The sequence below is a fragment of the Butyricimonas sp. Marseille-P2440 genome (assembly GCF_900091675.1).
Taxonomy (GTDB): Bacteria; Bacteroidota; Bacteroidia; order Bacteroidales; family Marinifilaceae; genus Butyricimonas; species Butyricimonas synergistica.
This window is the reverse complement of the sequence record NZ_LT594610.1, coordinates 660,963-687,024: the sequence shown is the minus strand read 5'-3', so window position 1 is coordinate 687,024 and position 26,062 is coordinate 660,963. Positions and strand designations below refer to the sequence as shown.

17 protein-coding genes are annotated in these 26,062 nt (G+C 50.4%); 6 read left to right on the top strand and 11 right to left on the bottom strand.

Annotation, left to right across the window (positions count from 1 at the left end; all coding sequences use genetic code 11):
• Positions 1-3 precede the first annotated feature (3 nt).
• The 4 genes from BN8899_RS13865 to BN8899_RS13850 all read right to left on the bottom strand — a co-directional run bounded on the left by BN8899_RS13865 (position 4) and on the right by BN8899_RS13850 (position 7,060).
• Positions 4-1,503: a RagB/SusD family nutrient uptake outer membrane protein gene (locus BN8899_RS13865; RefSeq protein WP_065219868.1), complete on the bottom strand. Its 1,500-nt coding sequence runs from the start codon at positions 1,501-1,503 to the stop codon at positions 4-6.
• Positions 1,504-1,519: 16 nt separating this feature from the next.
• On the bottom strand, positions 1,520-5,011 hold the full coding sequence (locus BN8899_RS13860) for a SusC/RagA family TonB-linked outer membrane protein (RefSeq protein ID WP_231932354.1): 3,492 nt from the start codon (positions 5,009-5,011) through the stop codon (positions 1,520-1,522).
• 189 nt (positions 5,012-5,200) lie between these two features.
• Positions 5,201-6,352: a FecR family protein gene (locus BN8899_RS13855; protein ID WP_065219867.1), complete on the bottom strand. Its 1,152-nt coding sequence runs from the start codon at positions 6,350-6,352 to the stop codon at positions 5,201-5,203.
• A gap of 96 nt (positions 6,353-6,448) precedes the next feature.
• On the bottom strand, positions 6,449-7,060 hold the full coding sequence (locus BN8899_RS13850) for an RNA polymerase sigma factor (protein WP_082987060.1): 612 nt from the start codon (positions 7,058-7,060) through the stop codon (positions 6,449-6,451).
• 156 nt (positions 7,061-7,216) lie between these two features.
• On the opposite strand from BN8899_RS13850, the gene BN8899_RS13845 reads away from it, so the two are divergent.
• Positions 7,217-8,386 carry a metallophosphoesterase gene (locus BN8899_RS13845; protein WP_065219866.1) on the top strand — a complete coding sequence of 390 codons (1,170 nt, stop codon included), beginning with the start codon at positions 7,217-7,219 and terminating at the stop codon, positions 8,384-8,386.
• Positions 8,387-8,471: 85 nt separating this feature from the next.
• The gene (locus BN8899_RS13840) at positions 8,472-9,866 is read left to right on the top strand and encodes an alpha/beta hydrolase family protein (protein ID WP_065219865.1); all 1,395 of its coding nucleotides are present in this window, start codon (positions 8,472-8,474) and stop codon (positions 9,864-9,866) included.
• Positions 9,867-9,960: 94 nt separating this feature from the next.
• On the opposite strand, the gene BN8899_RS13835 is transcribed toward BN8899_RS13840, so the two are convergent.
• The 6 genes from BN8899_RS13835 to BN8899_RS13810 all read right to left on the bottom strand — a co-directional run bounded on the left by BN8899_RS13835 (position 9,961) and on the right by BN8899_RS13810 (position 19,998).
• Positions 9,961-11,958, bottom strand: coding sequence for a TlpA family protein disulfide reductase (locus BN8899_RS13835; RefSeq protein WP_065219864.1), 1,998 nt, complete (start codon positions 11,956-11,958; stop codon positions 9,961-9,963).
• A 175-nt stretch (positions 11,959-12,133) separates the two neighbouring features.
• Positions 12,134-13,543 (bottom strand): RagB/SusD family nutrient uptake outer membrane protein, encoded by a 1,410-nt coding sequence (locus BN8899_RS13830; protein WP_065219863.1) that lies wholly within the window; start codon positions 13,541-13,543, stop codon positions 12,134-12,136.
• 12 nt (positions 13,544-13,555) lie between these two features.
• Complete coding sequence (locus tag BN8899_RS13825) at positions 13,556-17,146, bottom strand: SusC/RagA family TonB-linked outer membrane protein (protein WP_065219862.1); 3,591 nt, start codon at positions 17,144-17,146, stop codon at positions 13,556-13,558.
• 62 nt (positions 17,147-17,208) lie between these two features.
• The gene (locus tag BN8899_RS13820) at positions 17,209-18,375 is read right to left on the bottom strand and encodes a FecR family protein (RefSeq protein ID WP_065219861.1); all 1,167 of its coding nucleotides are present in this window, start codon (positions 18,373-18,375) and stop codon (positions 17,209-17,211) included.
• Between the two features lie 73 nt (positions 18,376-18,448).
• The gene (locus BN8899_RS13815) at positions 18,449-19,012 is read right to left on the bottom strand and encodes an RNA polymerase sigma-70 factor (protein ID WP_065219860.1); all 564 of its coding nucleotides are present in this window, start codon (positions 19,010-19,012) and stop codon (positions 18,449-18,451) included.
• Positions 19,013-19,095: 83 nt separating this feature from the next.
• Positions 19,096-19,998, bottom strand: a complete 903-nt coding sequence (locus tag BN8899_RS13810; RefSeq protein ID WP_065219859.1) for a helix-turn-helix domain-containing protein — start codon at positions 19,996-19,998, stop codon at positions 19,096-19,098.
• 144 nt (positions 19,999-20,142) lie between these two features.
• Here BN8899_RS13810 and BN8899_RS13805 point away from each other — a divergent pair, with 144 nt between their 5' ends.
• The 4 genes from BN8899_RS13805 to BN8899_RS13790 all read left to right on the top strand — a co-directional run bounded on the left by BN8899_RS13805 (position 20,143) and on the right by BN8899_RS13790 (position 23,640).
• Positions 20,143-20,673 carry a transcriptional regulator gene (locus tag BN8899_RS13805; protein ID WP_065219858.1) on the top strand — a complete coding sequence of 177 codons (531 nt, stop codon included), beginning with the start codon at positions 20,143-20,145 and terminating at the stop codon, positions 20,671-20,673.
• 94 nt (positions 20,674-20,767) lie between these two features.
• Complete coding sequence (locus BN8899_RS13800) at positions 20,768-21,850, top strand: alpha/beta hydrolase (RefSeq protein ID WP_197496243.1); 1,083 nt, start codon at positions 20,768-20,770, stop codon at positions 21,848-21,850.
• Positions 21,851-21,861: 11 nt separating this feature from the next.
• Positions 21,862-22,926: a carboxymuconolactone decarboxylase family protein gene (locus BN8899_RS13795; RefSeq protein ID WP_065220731.1), complete on the top strand. Its 1,065-nt coding sequence runs from the start codon at positions 21,862-21,864 to the stop codon at positions 22,924-22,926.
• Between the two features lie 12 nt (positions 22,927-22,938).
• Positions 22,939-23,640 carry a flavodoxin gene (locus tag BN8899_RS13790; protein ID WP_065219857.1) on the top strand — a complete coding sequence of 234 codons (702 nt, stop codon included), beginning with the start codon at positions 22,939-22,941 and terminating at the stop codon, positions 23,638-23,640.
• A gap of 157 nt (positions 23,641-23,797) precedes the next feature.
• Here the strand turns inward: BN8899_RS13790 and BN8899_RS13785 are convergent, their stop codons facing one another.
• Positions 23,798-25,981 carry a RelA/SpoT family protein gene (locus tag BN8899_RS13785; RefSeq protein ID WP_065219856.1) on the bottom strand — a complete coding sequence of 728 codons (2,184 nt, stop codon included), beginning with the start codon at positions 25,979-25,981 and terminating at the stop codon, positions 23,798-23,800.
• Between the last annotated feature and the right edge of the window lie 81 nt (positions 25,982-26,062).

Genomic DNA, 26,062 nt, shown 5'->3' with positions numbered 1-26,062 from the left:
TAATTAATATTGATTCTGTTTCAAGGTAGGACACCTGTCGATCTCCTTGCGAGGTATCGGCAGCAAATAACGCTTATCTTCCTTACTCAACGTGTACACCTGTCCTTCACCTGTCGCATTGTCCACGAAAATATGCTTGATTTCCGGCATTCCCATGCGCTTCAGGTCGAACCAGCGATGATTTCCCTCCCCGCACAACTCCCTGCGGCGTTCCCGCTGGCAGAAATCCAGCAGCTCACCGGCTGTAGCGAATTCGGACAACTCTTTATCAACATACCCCTCGTAAAAACGATTGTATCGCAACTCGTTCAAATCCTCCAATGCCTTCTCTGCGTCAGACACGTTCCCAGATGCCAAGTATTTCCGGCAATATGCCTCGGCACGGCTAACATACACCTCTCCCGTCCGGATACCACCATTAAAGGGAGTACTCACACGTCCCTTGTCCACCCACGTGCACATGGAGCGATATCCTCCCGTCTTGATGTTCACATCTCCGCCCTTCAAATAAGCCGTCATATTATTCTTCCAATCCCCGCGAACGTCTACCGCCCCGTTTAAATCCTGCTGAAACATGGCTATCAACTCGTCAGACGGGGAATACGGGTCTATATTTCCCCATGTTATGTAACTATTCTCGGCATCCCAAGGCATTCCCCACAGGATCTCGTCCGAACGGACATCCGTGTAAACCGAGTATGAAGAATACTGGCTCACGGGCTGTTCCGACAAGTTCAGCAAACCCGGTCTTACTGCCAACACCTTATTGGCATACTTCACCACGTTATCCCAATCCTCCATGTACAGGTACATCCGCATCAACAGAGCATTGGCTGCTGTCGCATTCAAACGATTGAGATAAAGCTCCATCGCATTCTCCTCCATCAACTGTGCCCCGAGCAACAAATCTTTCTCGATCTGCCCGTACACTTCCGCCACCGTATTGCGGGTAAAGAACTCATCCGTCACCCCGGAAACCAGCTTCAAGGGAACACCCAGATTCGCCGTCGGATCGCCGTAATTGTAAGACCACCCGAAACAATTTACAAGAAACATATAGTAATACCCTCTCAACACGTGAGCTTCCCCGATCAAATGATTTCGTTTCTTCTCGTCCCCCTTCATTTTAGGAGCGTACTCAATCACCAGGTTACACCCTTTTATACGAGCGTAAGGAACCTTCCAGAAACTCAAATCCTCGTAACCGCAAGACTCGTCGAACATATCCCTTTCCCAACGGAAGCGAGGGGCAATCTGCCTCTTTTTGAGATCTTTATTATCTATAACGGCATTACTGGTCATATTATCGGAAAAAATATCCGTGCCGTAATTAAACATAAATCCTTCCGCCTTCGAGAAATAAGCCTCTCCCAGCAATATCTTTTCCATATCCGTCACCGTGGAAGGACGTACTTCATCCTGGCTCTTCTCTTCCAAAAAGCTCTCGCACCCAAATAGGGCAAGCGTCACCAATCCTAGCATCAATAGTATATTTATTTTCATACCTATCATTTTTTATTTAGAAACTTACACTAACACCCAAAGAAACTATCGTTGACAAGGGCTGATTTCCCAAAGCTACCTCCGGATCGCGTCCCATGAAATCCTTGCTCACGATCTCGAAAGGGTTCGAAACAGAGCAATTGACACTCAAATTCTGTAATATACCCGGTAACTTATTGCCTGGGACCGTGTAAGAAAGAGCTATATTGTTACATTTCAAGAACCAGGCATCCACCACCCGTGCTGTTGAATAACCATACATCTCGTAAGGATAATACTTCTTGCTCCCTATCGTGATTACCTTGGCACTCTCCACTTTGTCCGGCAACGAGGGCACGTTCGTTTTCTTCTCGTCCCCCGGTTTGCGCCACCGCTTCAACCACTCTTTCGACATATTCTCGTATTCACTCGGGATACCGTCATACGTGGAACTCATGATGGGGGCTAAAAACTGTTTATTGCCCAAACTCAAGTATAGGCTCGTGGACAAAGTAAACGTCTTGTAAGTAATACCCAATGACAACCCTGCCGTGAAATCCGGTTCCATCTTACCGGCGTAATCCATGTACAGCGTGGCATCCTTTGAAGCATCTTCTAGTTCCGCCCCTTCCAAATCAAACAACGGTCCCCCGTGCGTGGCGTCCAACCCCTCGAAACGGAATGCCCAAAAACTGGAAACCGGGTATCCCTTCTGGCTCAAATTCCCACCCGCAGCATCCTTCCAATCTCCCGTGGGATCGATCGTGGATTTCACCTCGTTATACACCTTTCCGGTAGTCAGACCTAACGATACCACCAAATCCTTCGTCCTCACCGGGATAAAGCTAACACCCAAATCCCATCCTTTGTTGGTCATCTCGCCCCCGTTAATAGGACGCGAATCCACTCCATTCACGTAAGGCACCGCCCGGTTGATAATCATATCCTTCGTCTTCTTCCAGTAATAGTCGAAATTCCCGTGAATCTTGTGGTTAAACAGGCTAAAATCAACACCGAAAGTCAAGTTCTGCACCTTCTCCCATTTCAAATCAGGAGCCGGCAGATTCTCTATCTTCAATATATAGCCATCCGAATCCGACACGTCGATCTTGGCAATTAAATCCGGGCTTACCCCCGTCACCACGTTCCCCTGCCAACCGTAAGACAGGCGGAACACCATATCACTCAACAGACTCTGTCCCGCAAGGAAATGCTCGCTACCCAGGTTCCATCTGCCTCCGACCGACCAAACCGGCAGGTAACGCGTACTCTTGTTCTGCCCGAACCGATTCGATGCATCCATTCTCACGCTGGCATTCACCGCGTAACGGTTATCATACATATAACTCAATGTACCGTAGAATGACATATAATTCTCTTCCGAATCCGTCACTCTAGGTGCATTTCTAATCAAACTACTAGAATTTCCATTTATGGTAACAGGAATATTCACGAACAATTTCCCGCGATCGTGCAAATACCCGTACTCCTTTTTCTCGAAACCCGTTTGTTGTACGCTTCTCGCCTCCTGTCCGACGGAAGCACTCACCGAGTGAACCTGGTTGAACACCCTCGTGAAATCGATCTGGTTTCTTATCGTCCAGCTCACGTTCTTCGTCTGCGAGGTATTCAACTCCCCGCCGTGGGGCAACCATGATTCTTTATACTTATCCGTTCCCTCGGCGTACTCCTCAAAATTATAACCCCGCAACTTGGCTATATAATAGGATTGCTCCGTGTACCACGAATTTCCCGTGGAATTGGAAACACTATATCCCATGGAAAAATTATAATTCAAACCGTCCACGATCGTCCACCGCAAACTCAAGCCGGAATTAAAAGAGGATAATGTATTCTCGTTTCCACTTTGCTCGAGCTCATTCACAATGTTAAACAAATACCCGTCCCCCTCGTGCTTGTAGAAGGAAAAACTCCCATCCTCGTTATAACACCTGATAGCCCGGTTTGTTTCGCTGGCATAAGTATACGGGTTCGCCCCCACGAAAGCGTTGGTTTCCGCGTAACTGGCTCCCAGCGAAAAATTCACCGACAGGCAATCCCACATCATCGTCCCGGCAGAAATACTAGCCATGTATTGCTGCTGATCATTCCCCTTCGCCGTGTTGTTCGTGTTATTTATACCAACGGAAGCGCGGTAAGTCCCCTTCTCCGTGCCGCCCGAGATGCTCACCGTGTGATTGTGGCTGAAAGCGTTCCGAAACAGGATATCGAAATAATCCGTGTTATTCTTTTCCAGTTGCTTTGCCTCCCTTGTAAATTCATCCAGTGAAATCAATTGCTTCTTGTAAGCCAAAGCCAAAGCGGTATAACCGATCTCGTAATTCCCGGCATCGGCAAGCACCAACCCTTTCTCGTAAGCCTCCCGCGACACCTCCACCCGCTGCTGTGAATTCATCAACTCCAGCTTCTTGTACGTCATGCGCGGCGTAACCGACATATTACCCGTGTAACTCACCGCCATGCGTCCCGCCTGTCCTTTCTTCGTGGTAATCACGATCACGCCGTTGGCAGCCTTTACCCCATAAATAGCTGTCGACACGGCGTCCTTCAACACGGTGATCGTTTCAATATCATTCGGGTTCAGCCACGATATAGCCCCTCCCACGAAATTGCGGATCATATCCATGTTATCCTGGTTCAAGTTATTAAAATCATTCGACGAAAACGGCAGGGGATCCTCTTGGATAATGCCATCCACCACCCATACCGGCTCGGCATTTCCCAGCAAGGTAGAAGTACCCCGTACCCTCACGCGCTGCCGGGTTCCCGTCAACCCGCTCCGGTTCATCACCATCATTCCCGGCACCTTTCCCTGTAACGCCTGTTCCAGCGTCTGCGTGCCGTTCAGCAACAGGTCTTTCGCCTTCACCGTGCTGATCGACCCCGCTTGCGAACGTTTTTGCAATGTCTGGTAACCCGTCACCACCACCTCGTCCATGCTCTTCGCATCTTCCTTCAGTACCACATTGATCGTGTCCTTCCCGCTATATTCCACCACCTTCGTTTCCATCCCCACGAAGGAAAAAGACACGGAGAACTTTTTCAGCGCACCGGGAATCGTCAACTTGTACTTCCCGTCCGATGAGGTCGCCGTCCCCAACACGATCTTCCCTTCCTTCACGAGGACGGTCACTCCCGGGAGCGGGGTCTTGTACTCGTCCATCACCATACCGGAAATCTGGAACCGTTTCTCCTTCTCTTCCTCTTCCGCCATCTCCTTGATCACAAAAACCCCGTCTACCACGGAATACCCGAACCCGGTATGCTGCAACACCCGTTTCAACGCTTCCTCCACCGCCACGTTTTCCAGGGCGACATCCTTACACGACACGTTTTTCAACGCACTCTCGTTGTAAAGAATCTTCACCCCCGTCTGGTCTTTGATCAACATTAACACGTTGCTTAACGTGGCAGACTTCACGTTTAACGTCACCATTTCTTGTTGTGAAAACACCGATGCCGAAGCAGTGATCGTCAGCAACAAGGTTAAAACACTGGTCAATTTCATAATTAATAAAGTTTTTTTCCATTTACTTGGATGCTCATGGCAATCCAATCGCTTTTTTTCCATAAATTTGTAGCACATGTTACATTTTTATTTGATTAATAACTATGTAATTAGTAGAGGATGCGATTCAAGTTGGTAGCTAGGTTCGTTTCCTCTATTTTTCTTCTATCCTGCAAAGAACATTTTACCTCACTTTTTCTTTCGCACGTGTATCACTTTATCATCTATCGCGAACTCCACGTCTGCGCCTAATTCAAATAACTTGAAAAACTTGCCGATATCCTCGTACCGGTCTAAATTCCCCGAGAACTCAAGTTGCTTCAGCTCCCCGTCCTCGAACACCACCTCCACGTCATACCAACGGGCAAGTATCCGCATAATATTTTCCAACGTTTCGCTTTGGAATGCCAACTGGTTGTCCCGCCAACCCACGTAATAATTGACATTTACTTTCTGTAGCCTGACGGTATCGCATCCCTTGTCATACTTCAATTGGTAACCCGGTGACAATCTTGTTTCCGGCACCACATTATTGCTAAAACTCACGCTCCCGTGCACGAGTGTCGTCACGACGGAAGCCTCCTCCGGATAAAACTTAACGTTAAACCGGGTACCAAGTACCTTTATCTTTCCCAATCCCGTCACCACAGTGAAAGGCTTCTTCACATCCTCCCGCACGTCAAAGTAAGCCTCCCCGGTCAACATCACTTCCCGAGTGTTTCCAGTAAAAACCACAGGGTAAACTAATTTTGAACCAGAGTTCATCCACACTCTTGTGCCGTCCGCCAACGTTAATTGATACACTCCCCCCCGGGGTACGGTCAACGTGTTGTATACCAGAGAATCCTCTATCAGGCTATCGACCACGTCATATTGCAAACCCGAGGAATCTGCCGCCAGTACCGCCCCATTGTCCTCGTTCAACCGTAGCCTGCGTTTATCTAACACCAATTCGTCCCCATTCGCTTTCACGAGTACCGCTTTCATCCCTCTTGCCTGAATTGTGTTATCCGTCGTCAACTTCGCCAGCCCGTGATTGCCGCCACCCTGCATGAACACCAGCAGACAAGTGGCAACAAGGATACATGCCGCACCGCACGCCGCCAACAACACCCGGATGCCTCTCCGCCGTCGTTCACCCCGTTTCAGATCCCGGAAAGCCCGCCGGTAATCATAACGTTCCCGTCTTTTCAACTCCCCCGCCAAATAATCGGAATCCCGCAAATGCTCCACGATATCCCCCGTACCGTCCTCACGTTCCGTGTCATCCCCGTCAAGTACCTGCCCGATAGCTTGCCGGACAATTGCTTTCGACCTGTCGTGTATATCATCCCATTTCATGCATCATTATTTAAAATACACAAACAAACACGCCGACCTCGAAAACGGGTGACAAGAATCAAAAAAAAATTACAAGAATATTACAATTAATTATTTTCACACGAACAACAAGGACACGACAACCGCCAATCCCTCGCCCAATTGTTCCCGCACGAACTGGTAAGCCCGCTTCTTTTGAGTCTTCACGGTGTTCTCCGACACCTCCAGCCGCTCGGCGATCTCCTTCACTTTATCACCGCGCAGGCTGCCCAACAATATCTCCCGTTGTTGATCGGGCAACTCCGCTATAACCGCGTAGAAGCGTGTAATAGCTTCTTCCTCTAGCGCAGCATGTATGGCATCCTCTTCTTGCACCTGCAAGTTATCGAACCACGTCTTGTGGATATGCTCTGAAGCCTGTTTATTTCGTATGAAATTAAGGGAACCGTTATACACCGCCCGGTACAAATAAGTAGTGATCGCCTTGATATCGGTAAAAATGAAGCTGGAACGCCACAGCCGCACGAGGCATCCCTGCACGATATCCTCTGCCGCATCGACATCCCCGATGATCTTCGCCGAGTAGCTGCACAATGGCGCATAGAAATAACGATACAGTTCTTCCCACGCTTTATCGTCCTTCCGGCTTACCCCTTCTAAAAATTGCCTTTGCTCCATCAATTTTACTTTCTCTTTATTCACGTGAGCACCTATACCCTTATACAACAAAAAACCATTCCTTTCTGCAAATTTATAACTTTTTTTCCAAGAATGAACCTTATGGCGATAAGATAACTAAAAGAAAAGTAAAAAAACTTACACCGGGAAACGTAGTGAAAAGAAATGATAACTTTGGGAGGTCACTTATAAATCTCATGAACGAGTATGATTGAAAAACTATCGGTTTATTTTATTCTTTTGCTGGTACTGCCGGACATTTATATTTACAAGTTATACATCAAGAAACACGTGGCAAGCGGGCGCAGCCGGGAACTCTGGTTCGTGCCCTCAGCGGTACTGTTGCTCGGACTGTTGTGGATACCGCTCTTCTCGCGGGGAGGGCATGGCGGGCAAGCGTTTATCGGGATATTCGTCATTGCCTATCTGGCGGTGGTGCTACCCAAGTTGGTATTTTCCCTTTGCTCGCTGGCAGACCTGCCCGTGAGGCGGCTGCTGAAGCTGCATTCCCATCCCTTCGCATGGTTGGGCGTGGTAGCGGGAGCCGCCACGATGCTGGCAATTCTTTACGGCACGTTCTTCGGGCGGAAACAGTTCGAGGTGAAACAGGTCGTGTTCGCATCCCCGAATCTTCCGGCGGCTTTCGACGGCTACCGGGTGGCACAAATCTCGGACATCCACGCCGGGAGCTGGCACGGGGACAGGAAGTCGCTGCAAAAGGCGGTCGATCTTGTAAACGCCCAACAAGCCGACCTCATCGTGTTCACCGGCGACCTCGTGAATAATATGGCGACAGAACTCGACTCCGTGCAGGACATCCTCGCGGGCTTCAAGGCTCCCGACGGTGTTTACTCCGTCCTCGGGAACCATGATTACAGTCCTTACCATCATTGGGAAAATGAAAAAAACCGCTGGGAAAATCTGAAAGAACTGAAGAAACGGCAAGCAGCCATGGGCTGGCACCTGCTGGACAACAGGCACGTGAAACTGCACCGCAGCACGGATAGCATAGCCTTGCTCGGCGTCGGCGACGACGGGGGAAGGATGCTTCCCCGTTACAGCGATCTCAAGTTGGCAATGCTCGGCACGGCAAAGACCACCTTCAAGCTGTTGCTGAGCCACACGCCCACGCATTGGCATCGGGAAGTGCTCGCCACGGATGTTGACCTCACCCTCTCCGGTCACACCCACGCCATGCAATTCGCCCTCGGTCGCCTCTCCCCGTCCGCCCTCCTCTACCCCGAATGGAGCGGGCTGTACACGGAGGGCAAGCAAGGACTGTACGTCAACGTGGGACTGGGCTATATCGGGCTTATGCCCCTCCGCTTCGGGGCATGGCCGGAGGTGACGGTAATCACGCTAAAGAAAACTTACTAATTTTGAACAGGTAACTAAATTCTAAATTTCCGTGACACTTTTTCGCCGCTTGGATGTTTTGAGATAAAACTAAAACCACATTAATATGTTTTATCTTAAAATTACTACATTCATTATTTTATTTCCCTTGTTCGCCCAAGCACAAGAGAAACAACTCTGGCAGGGACAACAAGGCAGCAAACGGGTGCTCATTGAATTGACCACCACGCCGGAAGGGCAACCACATTTATTCTTCTCGCTCCCGGAGGCTTGGATCAACCGGGTTGAAGCCGATTCGCTCGTCCTCACCCCGGGAGGCATATCAGCGAGCTGTACCGGTGAAAACATCCGTTTCGAGGGAACATTCACGTCGGACGGGGACTCCGTCACGGCAACCCTTACGCGATATAACCAAACGTCGCGCCTGCGAATGGGAAGGGTCGATAGCCTGCAACCGCACTATTACCCGCAAAATCCCCGTCTGCCTTACCCTTACAGGTCAGAAGAAGTGGTCTACACCTCTTGTGATTCCATCCGGGTAGCGGGCACGGTCACCATCCCGCCGGGTAAAGGTCCTTTCCCGGCGGCAATCATCGTGTCCGGCACGGGGAAACAAGACCGGGATGGCACGTTCGCCGGGCACAAGCCTTTCGCCCGTATCGCCGACAAGCTGACGAGGCTGGGTTATATTGTCCTGCGGACTGACGACCGGGGCACCGGCGCCACGAATGGCACGTACGAAATGGCTACCACGAGGGATTTCGCCCGTGATGCAAGAGCGGGTATCGATTATTTAAAGACCCTTCCCGTGACAGCCCCTTCCCGTGTCGGCGTGATCGGGCACAGCGAGGGCGGACAGGTGGCGTTTATGCTGGGAGCGGAATACCCCGGCTTGGCATTCGTGGTGTCCCTCGCGGGAGTCGGCGTGGATAGTCTGCAAATACTGGAATTACAAAACAGGGCAATACTCGAAACAACACCGGGAATCACGCCGGAAAAGGTTAATGCTTTCATGGATTTATTCGTCACGCTTTTCCGTGCCGTGCACGCCGTGCCTCTCGACCAATCCCTCGATGAGCCCGTACGTGCCGTCTTTGACGAGTGGCTTTCCCGACAGGATTCGGCGACTCTCGAGGCGCTAAATTTCACCCACGGCAGGGATGAGTCATTCTTTAGCCGTTATCTCTATCAAGCCCGAGGTCAATGGTATCGCGAAATGATACGATACAATCCCGCCGACTATATCCCGAGGATTACCTGCCCCGTACTCGCACTCAATGGTGACCGGGATATTATGGTACCCTCCGCCGAGAATCTGTCGTCGATCCGGCAACTCCTTGACCGTGGCGGCAACCGACGGTACAAGATCGTGGAATTGCCCGGCTTGAACCATATGTTCCAACGCTGCGTCACCGGGACTCGGGAAGAAATCCCTGACCTAGAGGATGTATTCTCGGCAGAAGCACTGGAGATCCTGGGAGCGTGGTTGCGTGAATTGTAAAAGGGACTACCACAAAACCAAGTGTGCGTCCGGGGAAATTTACTCCCGGGAGAACCACGGGATACCCGTGGGATGATCCCGGGAGAACATAAAATTATTTCCTCGAGATGTTTGTTTCCGCCTTTAACATCTCGATGACGTAGCTTACTTCCTCCGCGAGAGCCGAGGGGCTGCCCATGTAGCCGCCCACGCTCCAGCGCAGGTTGCCGTTGCCGTCGATGATCATCTTGTGCGGGATACCGGAGAACTTGAACGCCTTGCAATACGCATCGTAGACGGCGGACTGACTGCCTGTTTCGGGGTTGACGTTATCGACAAGGACGTCGAGCGAGTAATTTTTCTCGACAAGGAATTCCCGTATCTTTTGCCGGAAATCGGGTTTCGTTTCCATCGTGGCGATGAAGTAGAAAGCCACGTCGGGGTCGTTCCGGTATTTGTTGACCGCCATCTGCATTCCCGGGAGTGATGCTTTGCAGGGGGCACACCACGTCGCCCAGAAGTCGAGCACGATGATTTTGCCTTTCATCTTTGACAAATCCACTTTCTTGCCGTCGAGGTCTTCCATCGCGTAGAGGGTGATCTTTTCCTTGATCATCGACTCTTTCAAGTGAGCCTGCATTTCCTGCTGTTTCTCCGCCGACTTCAAGGAATTGATATAGGCATCGAATCCCTTGTCGTTCCCGTGTGTTTTCAAGTAATCCCAGCGCAGGCGATCGAGCATCTCGGGGGTCACGGCATCCTCTCGTACCCCGGCGATGATGGTCGGGATGACCAGTGACTCGTAGCCGTTCGTTTCCAACAGGCGCGTGTAAAGATCGTTGTACACGGCGGATTTGTAGGCGTAGATGTCCTTGATCTCCTCCATCAAGTTCAGAGCCTCCTCCGGCGCCCCGGTTGCCGCCAGCACGGAAGCGTGGGCGAGGATCATGTCTTTTCCCCTCGCGAGCAATTGTTGCTTCCATTCCCGGTCGGAGTACACGCGGTCGGAACCGGCACGGGGACGGGTCATGATCTCGTTGTAGATCAACGTGGCAAAAGGCAATACCTGCTCCGGCCTCCGTTGATTCGTGCTCAAGGGTACTTGCACCATGTGCCAGTAGAAGGTGAGCAGCAAGCCGTGGGGGACGTCATGGATATACTTGTACAGGAGGCTGTAATCGTTCTTCGATATGATCGGCTGGTAGACTGCCGACTGGAATATCTTGCCGAGATACATTCCGCTCGTTTCCGTCTCCACGTCACGGAATTTCTCCACGGGGAAGCGCTTCAGGAAGGCTTCGAGTTCCACGCCCTTGGCATCCGGATCGCTAACACGGAACACCCGCCAGATCTCCTGGTCACGGGCAAGAATCCCGTCCGGGTATTTATTCAAGATATGGCGTTCCACCTCGGAAGTTTTCGCCGTGTCTTTCACGATATTCCGGGCGACATCCCGGGCTTTGAGCAACGTTTCCTCGTCCGCGTCCGGCAGGCTGAGCACAAAGTCCACGTCCGCTAGCATTTGCTCGTGTTTCTCTCCCGGCACCATCTTGTCCAGCAACTTGGCGGCGTAGTAGAACACGTATTGCCGGGCACCGGGGTCTTTCATCAGTTGCTGGTTGAGCCAGAAACGCATCACCTCGTCGTCGATATAGGCTTCTTCCTCGCAATAACCCGGCAGGGATTCCAGTGTCTTGTTGCGCAACATTCCCCATGCCATGTAAGACGTGGGCAGGTTCCGCCCGTCCCGGTCGAAAGTCATCGTGGCATACGTCGCCCGTCCGCCCGAGTCCCGCTTGTCGCCGGCGTAAAACTTGCATACCACCAGTGCGCAGCGGTCGGGCACCGTGACGGAGGCTTCCCACGCCGTGTCGTTCTTCACTAGGGGCAAGTCCTCCGCCTCCCAATGCAAGTCCTGCCAATAATATACCGTTCCGTGAATCGTTTCCTCGCCGGCAAGCGAGGTAAGCGAGTTGTCATACGTGAATTTTACTTCCTGCCCCACGACCGGAACCAGCGGGATAACGTGGAACGGTCGGCGGTTTTGCGCCCCGAGGGTGCACGAGATGAACAGAAGCACGATGATGCTTCCTAACAATGTGATTTTTTTCATACAAATACGATTTATAATTTAGTCTATAAAGTCCGTAAAGTCTATAAGGTCTATAAAGTCTTTGACCCTAGCGGGCGCTTTGTCCACGGCAGCCGAAGCTGCCATTTGAACTTTGCCCGAAAGATTCCCGTGACCTTACGGACTTTATGGACTTTATAGACTTTATGGACTCTTTTTATTCTATCTGCCCGATCTCCGGGTTTTCTTCCAGGTATAACTCGCCCATCGGGAAAGTGTAGCGCATGGCCCCGGGTTGTAAAGTATAGGTGGTACCTTTAAACACACGGGTGACGGTTTGTGTCGGGAAGTCCGCATCGTTCGTCAGGCGTCGTTGATCCATCCAGCGTATCCCGTGGCACATGAGCTCCCGCCGGCGTTCAGCCAGCACGTGTCCCAATGCTTCTTTAGCCGTGGAAGCACTCAGCGTGTAATCTTCCCCTGCCAAGAAACGGTTTTCCCGCAACGTGTTGAGGATATTCATTGCCTCGGTCGTTTCTCCCTCGCGAGCCCAACACTCCGCCTCGATGAGCATCATCTCCGGCACGGAGGGTCCCATGCTGCGGGATTCGTATTTCGGGTAGGTATTGGAATACAGGTGATTCTTATGATACACCCGTCCCGTGTACGTCACGCCCAACTCGGTCATCGGTCGGGTAAAATACAGGTAGCGCAGGTCGTGATCTTGATCGAACAGGTTCAACAAATCATCGCTCAACACGAGGTCTACGGCACTATAAGAACTCAGCGAGAAAGTCGTCCTCGGCATCTTAGCAAGAATTACTTCCTTGTCCTTCAGGTTTTCCGGGTATGCCACCGCATCACCCGCGTAAAGATTCAGGTCTTCGAGTCCGCTCTGCAATTTCAACGCTTCCTCGGCATTCGTCTTCGCATCCGTGTAATTCCCCATCAAGAGATAAGCCCTCGCTTTCAAAGCGTAAACAGCACATTTACTCGGATAGAAATTATATTGCGGTACATCCGGCAGATACTCGAACGCATCGTTCAGATCTTGGATAATCTGCTCGTACACTCTTTCCACGGAAGCACGGGGCAGGGAACCCTCCACGCAGGGAGTCGTCAATAAAGGCACACCTTGATCGGTGGTGGCGGTAGCGGCACGGTAGGGCTTGCCGTACACGTTCACCAGCGACAGGTAAGCATCGGCACGATGCACGAGTGCCTCGGCACGGATGGATAACTTTTCCGCCTGTGTCCCGTTTTTACTACCCATTACCTCGTCGATCACCACGTTGCAGTTATAGATCACCTGATAAACGGCATTCATCTCTGAATCGTTTTCCGATTGGGTGTAGATCTCGTCAGCCCACGTGTATATAGGGATAAACTTATCCGTTTCATAGACGGCATTCTGTTGTGACTCGTCGTACATGTAAATATCGTCGGAAGCCATATCCTGGTATGCGAGCGTGTATTTAAAATTCTCCGTGTTGTTCATCAGGTAACGGTAGTTCACCGTTTCCTCCGGGATCAGTTTCCCTTTCGTCTTGATATCCACCCAATCCGAACAGGCGGCAAGCGAACAGGAAATCCCGGCAACCATACTCAATAATATATTTTTGTTCATATCGATCGTTCTTTAGAAGTTAAGGTTTAACGAGAAATTATAAGAAGGCGTGGGCGACATCGTCAGGTTGCGGCTGTTCGGGATAAAGTCAGGATCAATGCCCGCATTGTTCTTTTTCCAGATCAACCCGAGGTTGTTCGCACTGAAACCGATAGACCCGCTGTTAATCATAAGTTTATTCAACCACTTGGACGGGATGCTATAAGTCAACGAAACCTCCCTCAACCGAATATGATCGCCTTTCTCGATATGTATATCTGCACCGCGGTAGCGCACGAAACTGTTCGTGTTCGTCCCGATACGGGGCACGTCTGTCGTTGCCTCGTCGCCCGCTTCACGCCACCGTTTTGCCATATCCTCGTTGATCTCGTAATACGTGTTTCTTCCTCCCGCCTGCTGGGCGATCGTCGGTTTCTGGAAGATATACCCTAGTTTATAGGTTATACCAACATAAAGCGACAATCCTTTGTACGAGAATGTATTGAAGAAGCCTCCGAAATACTTTGGGGTCAAGGTTCCCACGTACACGAGGTCGTCGTTCGTCACGTTCTCTGTCGACTTAACAATCTCGCCGTCCGCGTTGTACACTTGCGAATCCCCGTTCTCGTCCAGACCCGCCCAACGGTAAGCCCAGAAGTTACTCATGTTATACCCTTCCAGCATACGACCGCTACCGCCACCGCTCGCATAGAAAGAGGGCGTCATCTCGTATGGAGAGGATTTTACCTCGTTCGTGTTATACGAGTAAGTGAGGCTTGCCTCGTACCTGAAATCACCTTTCTGCACGATAGTTCCGTTCAATGCCACGTCCAGACCTTTACCATTCACCTTCGCCGCATTGCGGGAAAGCGTGTATGAAGACGAGGCATTCGCCCCGAATATCGGGTTAATCACGTAATCCGCGAACAGATCGCGGGAGTACTTACGATACAATTCGACAGAACCGGAAAGCCTGTTGTTCAGCACGGCAAAGTCCAACCCAAAGTTCAATACACCCGTCTTTTCCCAGCGCACGGAAGGGTTGGCGGCGAAGTTGATGCTGGAAGAAGGCAACTGCGTGTACCCGTCATTACCCGTCGTCAGTGAAATTTGGGTAAAAGGATACTGGTTCTGGTCGATATTCCCGTTATACCCGTAAGTGGCACGGAAAGTCAACTTGTTCAACCAGCCTGCGTTGTCAAGGATAAAATTCTCCCTGCCGATATGCCATGCCAATCCGGTCGACCACATGGGGGTAGCCCGGTACTTCCGGTCGACACCGAAGTTATTGTAGTCGTCGTACCGCACACTACCCGTCAGTACGTATTTGTTCATCAGCGTGTACGACACGTTCCCGTAATACGACAGGAAACGGCGTTGCAAATCTTGTTCCGGGGAGCCCTCGTTCAGGTAGGAAGTCCATCCCCATATATTCGTGTAGGGATTGGGTATCTGCGAAGCCGACAGCAAAGTCTGTTCGTTGTAACCGTAATACCACGCACTGCTCTGCCACACCCTTGTTTCGCGGAACTCCATTCCCGCCAACGCGGATACCTGATGAATCTCGGCAATCGTGTTATTGTAATTTAATTGTCCGCGCAAACTATAATTCCGTGCATCCGTGTGGGCTAGGTTCAGCAATCCCCCGTCGGGAAGACCGTGAGTCAACTCGCCCGTGCTCTCGTTATATCGCGTAGCGTAGTTATACCTGTCCCGTGAAGCGTAAGTATCCTCGTTCTCCAGGTTTCTGGTTTTCCCGTTCGTTTTCTCGTACATGAACGATCCGTCTAACGCCAGCCCCTTTACGCCCGGAACCGGGATATTCAATCCCATCGTCAGTGAAATAGCTTGCTCCTTCCGTGTATTGTCCATGTTGTCGAGTTCGTCCAGATAATTATATTTCCAATTCTTGTATCCCTGCCCCTCTTTCTCGTTCACGAAATTCTCTTCATAGCGGTAATAATCCACCCGGTTGCCATCATCATCCACGAGTTGGTTATACGGCATCAAAGGCAATATCCCCAACGAAGCCTGCATCGCCGAAAGCCCCAGCCCGTTGTTCTTGATATTGATCAACGAAGCCCTTAAACCCGTGGTCAATGTCGCCCAGTTCATGATCTTGAAATTCAAGTTGGAGGTCAACGTGAAACGATCACCCTGCTCACCTTTCGTGTTCGATTGTTCATTCGCGTAAGAAGCCGACAAGAAATAAGACATCTGCTCGGAAGCCCCGCTGAAAGACAAGTTATATTGTTGCGAGAAAGCCGGTTGCAACAAATACTTCTTCACGTCACGATATGACTCGCGGCTTGCCAGCTTATCCAGTTTCGCATCCGCATCCGCTTGGCTAATCACCCCTTCTTTAGCGTCCAGCAGGATCTTCGCCGCATCCGAAATAGCGTATCCCGCACTCCATGCCGAACTTACAGGACGGGTGATATAGCCCTTGTCCACCATCTCCCGCTCGTAGTCGATCATCTCTGCCGAGTTCATCACGGGCAACGAGCTGAAACGAGGAGAGCCGGAAGTCATGATATTCATCCCGAAGCTCACGGCGGTACCCGGTCTGCCGTTCTTCTTTCCTTTCTTCGTTTCGATCACGATCACCCCGTTCGCCGCACGGGCTCCCCAGATTGAAGCGGCTGCCGCATCTTTCAAGAAAGTGATAGACTCCACGTCATTCGGGTTCAGGCTTTTCATTTCCATATCTGTCGGGAACCCGTCAATCACAAGCAAGGGGCGAGCCATAGCATCCGTGAAGCTACTTTTCCCCCGGATATTCATCGAAATATTACTCTGTTCTTCCAGTTGTCCGTCTGTACGATTCGACCCATACAAGAACGTCATATCCGAATTCTTGATATCCACGTACACGCCGGGGACTACGCCTTCGAGACGGTTTAGGATATTCGGGCTGGGACGTTTTTCAAGTTCCTTGGCGGTCACCACGCCGAACGATCCCGTGGCACGCTCTTTCGGCAGGCGGGAGTATCCCGTCGATACTACGACTACTTCGTCCAACGTTTCGGTCGATTCTTTCATTTGCAGCGTGATCGGGGTATCGTCGCTTACCGCTTTCATTTGGGACTCGAAACCGATCATCGTGAAGAGCAGAGTATCTCCTTTGCTGCACAATGCCAAAAACTTCCCATCCACATCGGACACGAAACCGACCGTAGTACCTTTAATCAATATATTCACGCCGGGAAGGGGAATCCCTTTTTCGTCAGTCACCCTGCCGGAAACCCTCAGGTTGTTTCTTTCCGTTCGCGGTGTTTCCCGCACGGGGGAAATGACCACGGTGTTATCCACGATCGAGAAGGTCAGCCCGCTGCCCTTCAAGCAATATTCCAGTACCGTCTTCACGTCCGTGTTCGTGAAGTCAGGGTTCAAATTCACGATGCCGCTCACTTTCGTGTCATTGTACAGGAAAGTCAGGCTCGTTTGTTTCTGTATCTCTTTGGCTATCTCCGTGAACGTGCTGTTCTTCATCTTGATTGTCACGTTCTGTGCCGTAACAGCGAACGATGACAAGAAGAGGATGACAACCGTCAATTTCATCGTCAGTTGGTTTTTTAATAACCATAAACCTCCCGGAAGAGACTTATTTTGGTTCTTCTTCATAATGTAAATTATTAATTTTTAATGGTTCACACTCCCGTTTCCCCGTGGCGCCATCGAGGAAACTACTCAGTAGTTATATAGATATCATTTCCTTTCACTTCAAAGTGCACGTCCCCCGTCATCTGCAACATTTCCACCACCCGGGAGAAGTTATCGTATCGTCGCAAGTCACCCGATAGAGAAATCCGTTTCGCCCCCTCGTCCTTGAATATCACCCGGATATCGTACCATCGTTCCAACGTCCGCATAATTTCCTCCAGCGGTCGCCGGACGAACACGAACCGCCCGTCCTTCCAACTGGTGAAATCCCGGACTTCCACTACCCGCTTCACCATGTTGCCCGACAAAGCGTCCGTTTCCACCTGCTCTCCCGGCTTCATGCTGATCGTGTTGTCGCCCCTTGTGATGCACACTGAACCCTCGGCAAGGGTCGTTAACGAGTGTCCCTCGTCGGGGTAAGCCCTCACGTTAAATGACGTTCCCAGCACCGTGACCGCTGAGCTCATGAACTGCACTACAAAAGGTTTCTTCACATCCTTCGCTACCTCGAAATAGGCTTCACCCTGCACAAACACCCGCCGCTCTTTCGTCCCGAAAGCCACAGGGTACTGGATGGAAGTAGCCGAGTTCAGCCACACCTTCGTCCCGTCCGACAACGTCAGGCAGAACTCCCCGCCCCGCGGTATCTCGAGCTTGTTGTACACGAGGGCTCTGTTGCCGGAAATCCCGGCATAAGTCAGCCCCGAGGCAGAAGTGGTGATCTGAGTCCCGTCCGCGATGATCGTGCTGTCAGTGATCTCGTGCCACAACAGAATCGTGTTCCCGTCACCCGTCGTCAATACCGCCTTGCTCGTTCCCGGCAGGATAGCCGTGGCGTCGGCGTAACCCGGCGATTCAATGCTTCCCGTACCCGAACCGAAATAGAGTATCATCGCTATCGTGAGTGGCAGAACAACCGCCGCCACACGAGCCACGCGAAATAACAATCTCCTCATGCGACGTTGCTGGTACTTCCGTTGCAGAAAGCGCCCGTAAGCGACATGGGAATCAAACGCTTCCAGCCGTTCCATTCCCTCGGCGTAGAAATTACCGGAGGTCATTTTTCGAAAAGCTGTTTCATTATCAACCGACGCCTGCCGCCAGTCGGAAAGTACCTTTTCCTCCCGTTCGGACAACTCGCCTCGCAGACTTTGTTGGATCAACCGTGCTATTTCAAATGCCTCTTTCATTTCTTATTTGTTTACGATCAAAAAACAACCGAGGGACAAAAAAGTGTCACCGGAATGTCATTTTCTTGTTATTTTAACAATTGGATAGTATCAAAAGGATAGCCGTAATATCACCTAACCTATTCTTTAGAAATTGTTTACCACGTTTTTTATGAGATTTTACCGAGTCAATCGAAAGATTCAATTTTTCCGCGATCTCCGCATTATCAAATCCCTCCATCACCAGTTGAAACACTTTTCCCGTCTGTTCCGGTAAATCTTCTATCGCCTCCGTCAACAACATCAGTAACTCCTGTTCCACGATCTGATTGAAAAAGAAAGTTGTCTGTTCCTTCTCGTCCATCGAGGATATGTATTCTTGCTCGATACGAACGTGTTTCAGATAATTCAGACAATGGTTTTTCGTCACCAGGTAAAGGTAAGATTTCAAGGCAACCACCGCCTCGAACGTCGGCTTGTCCGTGTACAGCTTAAAGAAAATCTCCTGCACAATATCCTCTGCCACCGCCGTGTCATTCACAAATCCCGACGCAAAAGCGCAAAGCGGGGCATAGAACTTCCCGAACAGCACCTTATACGCACCGTCATTCCCAGCTTTCAACTCCCGCAACCATTCTATTTCTTCCCGTTCTGACATAAATTTATCGTGCCCTGTACATCATTAGAATTTACAAATATAATAAAATACTTTCCGAAACCGCATCGTGCTTTTTCCTTTATCTATTCAGCCATACGGTATTCATTCGGTGTACATCCCACCACTTTCTTGAATGCCCGGCTGAAATACTGAGGATATTGATACCCCAAGGCGTATGCGATTTCGCTGACGCTCTTTTCCAAATTAGCCAGCATATCTTTCGCTGTATCCATGATTTTCTGTTGCACATACTCCTGTGCCGACTTGCCCGTTTCTTTTTTTATCAAGTCACCAAAATAATTGGCAGACAGATGCAGTTGTTCTGCACAATAGGCCACGGATGGCGTTCCGTACGATTGTGGCTTATCTGATGCGAAATATCCATCAAGCAACTCTTCAAAACGAGCCAATATATCCTTGTTAGCTTTCTTGCGGGTGATGAACTGGCGATCATAGAAACGGGTACAATAGTTCAGAAACAATTCTATGGCAGACGCGATGATCATATTACTATGTTTATCCATACCATTATTTATCTCGTCGTCTATTTTCTTCAAACAGTCAATAATAGTTTCGCGTTCTTGCAGCGAGAGGTGAAGAGCCTCACAGACATCGTACGAAAAGAACGTGTAGTCCTTGATATGCCGGCCGAGCTGTGTTCCACGTAACAATTCTGGACTGAAATAGAGGCACCAACCTTTCGCCTGATAAGTGGACCCATCCGCTGGATAACCGAATACCTGCCCCGGTGATACGAACACGAGCGTGTTTTCTTGATAATCGTATTCTTTGCGCCCGTATTTTAGATAGTCTGCACACTTTACATCTTTCAAAAAGATCACATACAGGTCAAAGTTTTTCCGGCAATTCGGTATGGGACGCGTAATTTGCGAACCTTCGAATACATTGACCAAAGGATGTCGGTTTTCAACTCCCCAATGTTCATTGTACTCTCCAACAGTTTTTATATTTACGATCTTATCCATAACTATTTATCTTTTGTTGAATACAAAAATAACATATTTCCCCGACAATCTTTCGTAATCAGTAAAAGTTATACTCCAATCAGTAATTTGGATAGCTGTTTCCTTGTAGAACCGGAATAATTTTGCATCATCAATCAAAAGAATATGAATCGGAACAAGATAAATACGAATAATGTCATTACGGTAGACCTGTTCAACAAACTCACGGGACAAGAAACTCTGCACCCGTTGGTCAGTCTTGCCAATCTGTCCGGCAACAAACTAAGCGAGGACTTGCGTATGCCATGCAATTTTTACGCGCTGATTTGCCGACCGGATGGAAGTGGAGTACAAACTTCCCTGCGATTAGTCAACCCGGGAGAGATATTCGAGATACCCGCCGCATTCCATCGCAATGCAAAAGGCTATACGGGTGTAATTTTCCATCCCGACCTGCTTTGCGACACGCCTCTGGAACAACATATCAATGATTATCCCACCCGTTGCTGTTGTCATGGAGCTTTAACTGAACGTGAGCAACAGACCATCTCCGACTGCCTGAAGGAGATCGACAAGGAATTGCACCATTCCATCGACCGACACAGCAGCACCATTATTGTTTCACACATCGAATTACTGTTGAATTACTGCACACGGTTTTGCAGCAGTACAAAACAAGCTGCAAGTCGGGCATAAATCCGCCCTACGGCATAATTATAAAACAATGAACTAAAAATGAAATTTTTGAGTTATTAAAAGAATGTATGTAAACCATTAAACAGATAAGACAATGAAGAAAGCACTTATTATCGCAATTTGCATGTCTGCCACACTTCGTGGAACAACTTATGCGCAAAGTCTGGCATTTGTAGAAGCACCTGCTGTAAAGAGCCATAACAACAACCCGTGGGGATTGGTCTATGCCGACGCACTCATGGAAAATGTGGCAGGCAAAGTAAATATCCATCCCATCACTTACACATTGAACGGGTTGAAGATCGCTGCCAACGTCTATACGCCCGCGGGATACGATCCGTCGAAAAGCTATCCCGCCCTCGTGGTAGCGCATCCCAATGGCGGCGTGAAAGAACAAGTGGCCGGACTTTACAGCCAGCGCATGGCAGAACAGGGCTATATTTGTCTGGCATTCGACGCTGCCTACCAGGGTGCCAGCGAGGGAGAGCCGCGCAACACGGACAAACCGGCCAATCGAATCGAGGATATCCGCCGTGCCGCCGACATCCTGCTGCAATATCCGGGCGTCGATTCGCGACGGGTGGGCATACTCGGTATCTGCGGTGGCGGCGGCTACACGCTGAAAGCCGCACAGACCGACAAACGGTTCAAGGCGGTTGCGACCTTGAGCATGTTCAACACGGGACTGGTGCGCCGTAACGGGTTCCTTGACTCGCAGATCAACACGGTGCAGGAGCGGCTTGCCGATGCTTGTGCCGCCCGCCAGAAGGAAGCCGAAGGCGGAGAGATCGAATACGTGGGCGACATGAGCGGCGTGACACCCGAACAAGCGGCTGCATTACCGTTCGACCTCTATCGAGATGGCTACGAGTATTATCTGCAAAGCCACGCCCATCCCAATTCAACGTTCCGCTACACCAAGAGCAGCCTCGTGGACCTCTTCGCCTTCGATGCCGCAGCGGACATGTATCTCATCAACCAGCCATTATTGATGATAGCCGGCAGCATTGCGGACACGTTCTACATGACGGAACTGTGTTACAGCCGTGCCACGGGCACACAGGACAAAGAACTGTTCCTTATTCCTGGCGCCACGCATATCAAGACCTACTACGTGCCGGAGTACGTAGATATGGCGGTTAAAAAGCTGACGGAATTTTTCGATAAGAAACTATAATGACGCTAGATATGAGAAAAATATATGTAATTATTTGCATCTGCCTTATGACAGCAATGAATACAATGGCACAACCCGCCTCGTCGGATAACGGACTGACCATGCGTCAGCAACACATCGTGAAAATCACCTCCTGCACGGGCAAAGGCGACTTGGAGAACCTGAAACCCGCCCTTGCCGCAGGATTGGACCACGGGTTAACCGTGAACGAAATCCGCGAACTCCTGATACACGCGTACGCCTATTGCGGTTTCCCTCGCAGTCTCCGTGCCTTGCAAACCTTCATCGCTGTTCTGGACGAACGAAAAGCACAGGGCATTGAAGACACCGTGGGCAGGGACGCCTCTCCCGTCGAAGACAACCGCACCCGTTACGAACGAGGCCGCGACATACTGGCAAAAATCTCCGGCATTCCGGCCGATGCGCCCAAAGCCGGGTATGCCAAGTTCGCCCCTGCCATCGAGCGTTTTCTCAAAGAACATCTTTTCGCCGACCTCTTCGAGCGCGACGTGCTGACCTATTCCGAACGGGAATTAGCCACGGTATCGGTCATCGCCGCATTGGGCGAAAGCGTTGAACCGATGTTGCGTGGACACATAGCCATCTGCCAAAACCTCGGCATGACGGAAGAGCAACTCGACCAGGTACTTGCCATCGCAACAACCGGCATAGCTAATTGTGCTGTCAAAGATATTTTCCCGAAAGGGAACAAACTCCCTGACACCCCGAATTTCACGGGCGAGGCGTGGCTTGAAATGTTCGTCACGAAAGCCGACTCAATGGATTGTACAGTAGGCAACGTGACCTTCGCACCGGGTGTACGCAACAGTTGGCATTCACATCCGGGTGGGCAGATTCTGCTCTGCACATCCGGTGAAGGACGCTATCAGGAAAAAGGCAAGCCTGTACAAGTGCTGCGTCCCGGCGATGTCGTGAAGATCGCCCCGAACGTGATACATTGGCATGGAGCCGCCCCCGATAGCGAGTTTACACACATCGCCATAGGCTCGCAGCAGTCGAAAGGCGGTGCCGTGTGGCTAGAACCCGTAACGGATGAAGAATACGATAACCAATAAAAATGATCGAACATGAAAAAAGAAATTATAACAGCAGGAATACTGGCAATCATCGCTTGTACGATAACAATCTATTGTTGGGCGGCAGGACGTGAAAACATATCGAAAGGAACAAATACGGTGCAGGGCGTATCGGATCAACCTATCCAAACAATCGCGAACAGAACCAAAGGGAAGTCACTGGTCGTTTACTTTTCCGTTCCCGAAACAGACGGTGTGGATGCTTCGTCGGGCGCAAGCCGCATCCTTTCCAACGGAAAGATAATGGGAAACACTCAATATGTTGCTACCATTATCAGTGAAGCCACGGGAAGCGACCTTTTCGAAATAAAGACCGTCCACACCTATCCCGGTTCGCATAAAGCTCTGATTGATACTTCAAAAATGGAAATCGACAATAACGCCCGTCCGAAGCTGGCTACGCATATCGAGAATCTGAAGGATTACGATGTGGTGTTCGTCGGGTTCCCCAACTGGTGGTACGACATGCCGATGCCGCTCTATTCGTTCTTCGACGAGTACGATTTCAGAGGCAAAACCATCATCCCGTTCTGCACGCACGGCGGTAGCCGTTTCTCTGATGCGATTAAAACTATCCGGGAACTGGAAAAAGGCGCTAACGTGCTCGACGGCTACGCCATTGCCCGAGACCACGTAGCAAATTCAAAAGACGGGGTATTGAAATGGTTGGAGAAAATAGGGATGAAAAAGTAAAACGACAGAACAATCATTGCATCATCGTTACCTAACCGCAAAAACCCTGTATGAACGAATCATAAACGTAGCATAAACACAAATTTACGTCTATGCTACGTTTATGATTCATTCATGATTTGTACTTGAGGTAGAGAATCGATAGACCTATGGTTGTTCACTCTTTCACTGAATCCTGACGATACACCCGGATGACGCCCTGTATCCTTTTCAAACGAGAGATCAATTGCGAGAGGTGTTCCGTGTCACTGACCAGCACAGTAATCTGACCGTCAAACAATCCCTCGCTGGAATTGATGGACAAGCCGCGGAGTGTGATCTTCGGGTCTTTCGAGATGACCTCAGTGATCTTCGTCACCATCCCCGCGTCCTCCCGACCGACGATACTCAACACGGTCTGGTAGGACGTAGCCCCGGCATTCGTCCATGCCGCCTGCACGATACGGTAAGGATAGCGGCGTTGCAGGTCGATCACGTTCTTACACTGTGTCCGGTGAATTTTGATGCCTTCGCCGATGGAAACGAAACCGATAATATCGTCACCGAAAACGGGATTGCAGCAACGGGCAAACTTGTAGACCACATTATCCACGTTCCGGTCAATCAACAACACGTCCTCGCTGATCGGGCGGGAAGACATCACCTGCACTTCCTCCCGAGGGGGAGTGACGGTCCGTTCTTCCTCCTTCGGGCGGGTGATAAACTCCTTAATCTCCGCCATATCAAGCTTTTCCTCGGCTATTGCTTGATAGAGGTCGATGGCAAACTTGTATTTATAGTGTTGCTGCAAACGATGGATCACCTCGTCTGTCAACTCCAGTTTCCAATTCTTGAAACGGCGTGCCAGCATCTCTTTTCCCAGCGTCGCCTGCGCGCGGGAATGCTCGGTGAGAAACTGCCGGATCTTGTTGCGTGCCTTGGAAGTGATGGCGATATTGAGCCAATCGGCACTCGGCTGTTGGTTGTTGGAGGTGAGAATAGCCACTTGGTCGCCGTTCTTCAGCACGTAGCGCAACGTTTCGTTGCGCTGGTTGACCTTCCCCCCCACGCAACGGGAACCTACTGCCGTGTGGATAGCGTAAGCGAAATCAAGCAAGGTTGCCCCCGCGGGCAACGTCTTCAAATCCCCCGCCGGGGTAAACACGTGTACCTCTTTGTCCTGCAAATTGATCTTGATGTCGTCGAGCATATCGACTGCACCGACATCGGAACTCTCCAGTATCTCGCGCAACTCGGTCAGCCATTCCTCGATCGCCTTGTCGGCAGTTCCACCCTTATATTTCCAGTGGGCAGCAAAGCCTTTCTCCGCCACCTCATCCATGCGCTCCGTGCGAATCTGCACTTCCACCCAACGATTGTTCAGTCCCAGCACGGTGGTCTGGAGCGACTCGTACCCGTTGGACTTCGGCACGGAAATCCAGTCGCGCAACCGCTGCGGGTTCGGCGTGTATTTGTCCGCCACGATGGAGTACGCCCTCCAACAATCCGCCTTTTCCTCCGCTCCCGAACTCTCCAGTATAAAGCGCACGGCAAAAATATCGTATATTTCCTCGAACTCCACTTGCTTCTTTCGCATCTTGTTGAGGATGGAAGCGATGGTCTTCGTCCGCCATTTCACCTTGAACTTGATTCCCCGGTTGTTGAATTCCTCCACGATCGGGGCGATAAACTCGTTGATATATTTCTCACGGGCTTCCCGGCTACCTTCCAGTTTCATGGATATTTCCCGGTATACCTCCGGCTCACTATAACGCAATGCCCGGTCTTCCATCTCCGACTTGATATTGTACAACCCCAAGCGATGGGCGAACGGGATGTAGATAAAACTCGTTTCCCGCGCCAGCTCCCGCTGTTGCTCGGGACGCAGGTTGTCGGCATGGCGCAGGTCGTACAACTTCTCCGCGAGGAAGATCAACTGCACACGCACGTCCTCGGCAAAACTTAATAATAATTTTCGGAAATTATCAGAATCGACAACCCGATGGGTAGCATTAATACGGCTGATGTCATGCAAACCGGACAAGATTTGTGCCACCTTGTCACCAAACACCGCCTTCACCCGCTCGATTTTCAACGTGCCGGATTCCACCACCCGCCGCAAAACGAGGCAGATGATCGAGGTACGCCCCAACCCGATCTCGGAGGTGATAATCATCCCGATGTCCATCAAACGGATAAGCTCCTCTTCCGTCACGGGCTTTGCATCTCCGCCACCATTCATCGCCGTGTCGAAAGCCTTGCGCACCAACCGCACATCCTCGGCGGACACCAGATTCTTACATGATTTTAATAACGCTCTGTATTTTTTCTGTATATTCGTGTAGGTAATAGATTCTGACATAACAGGGTCAATTTAGCAATTTCAAACTTCTTTATTCTTATCAAAAAGAATGCCGCTATAAAAATTGAAATAAACAGAATC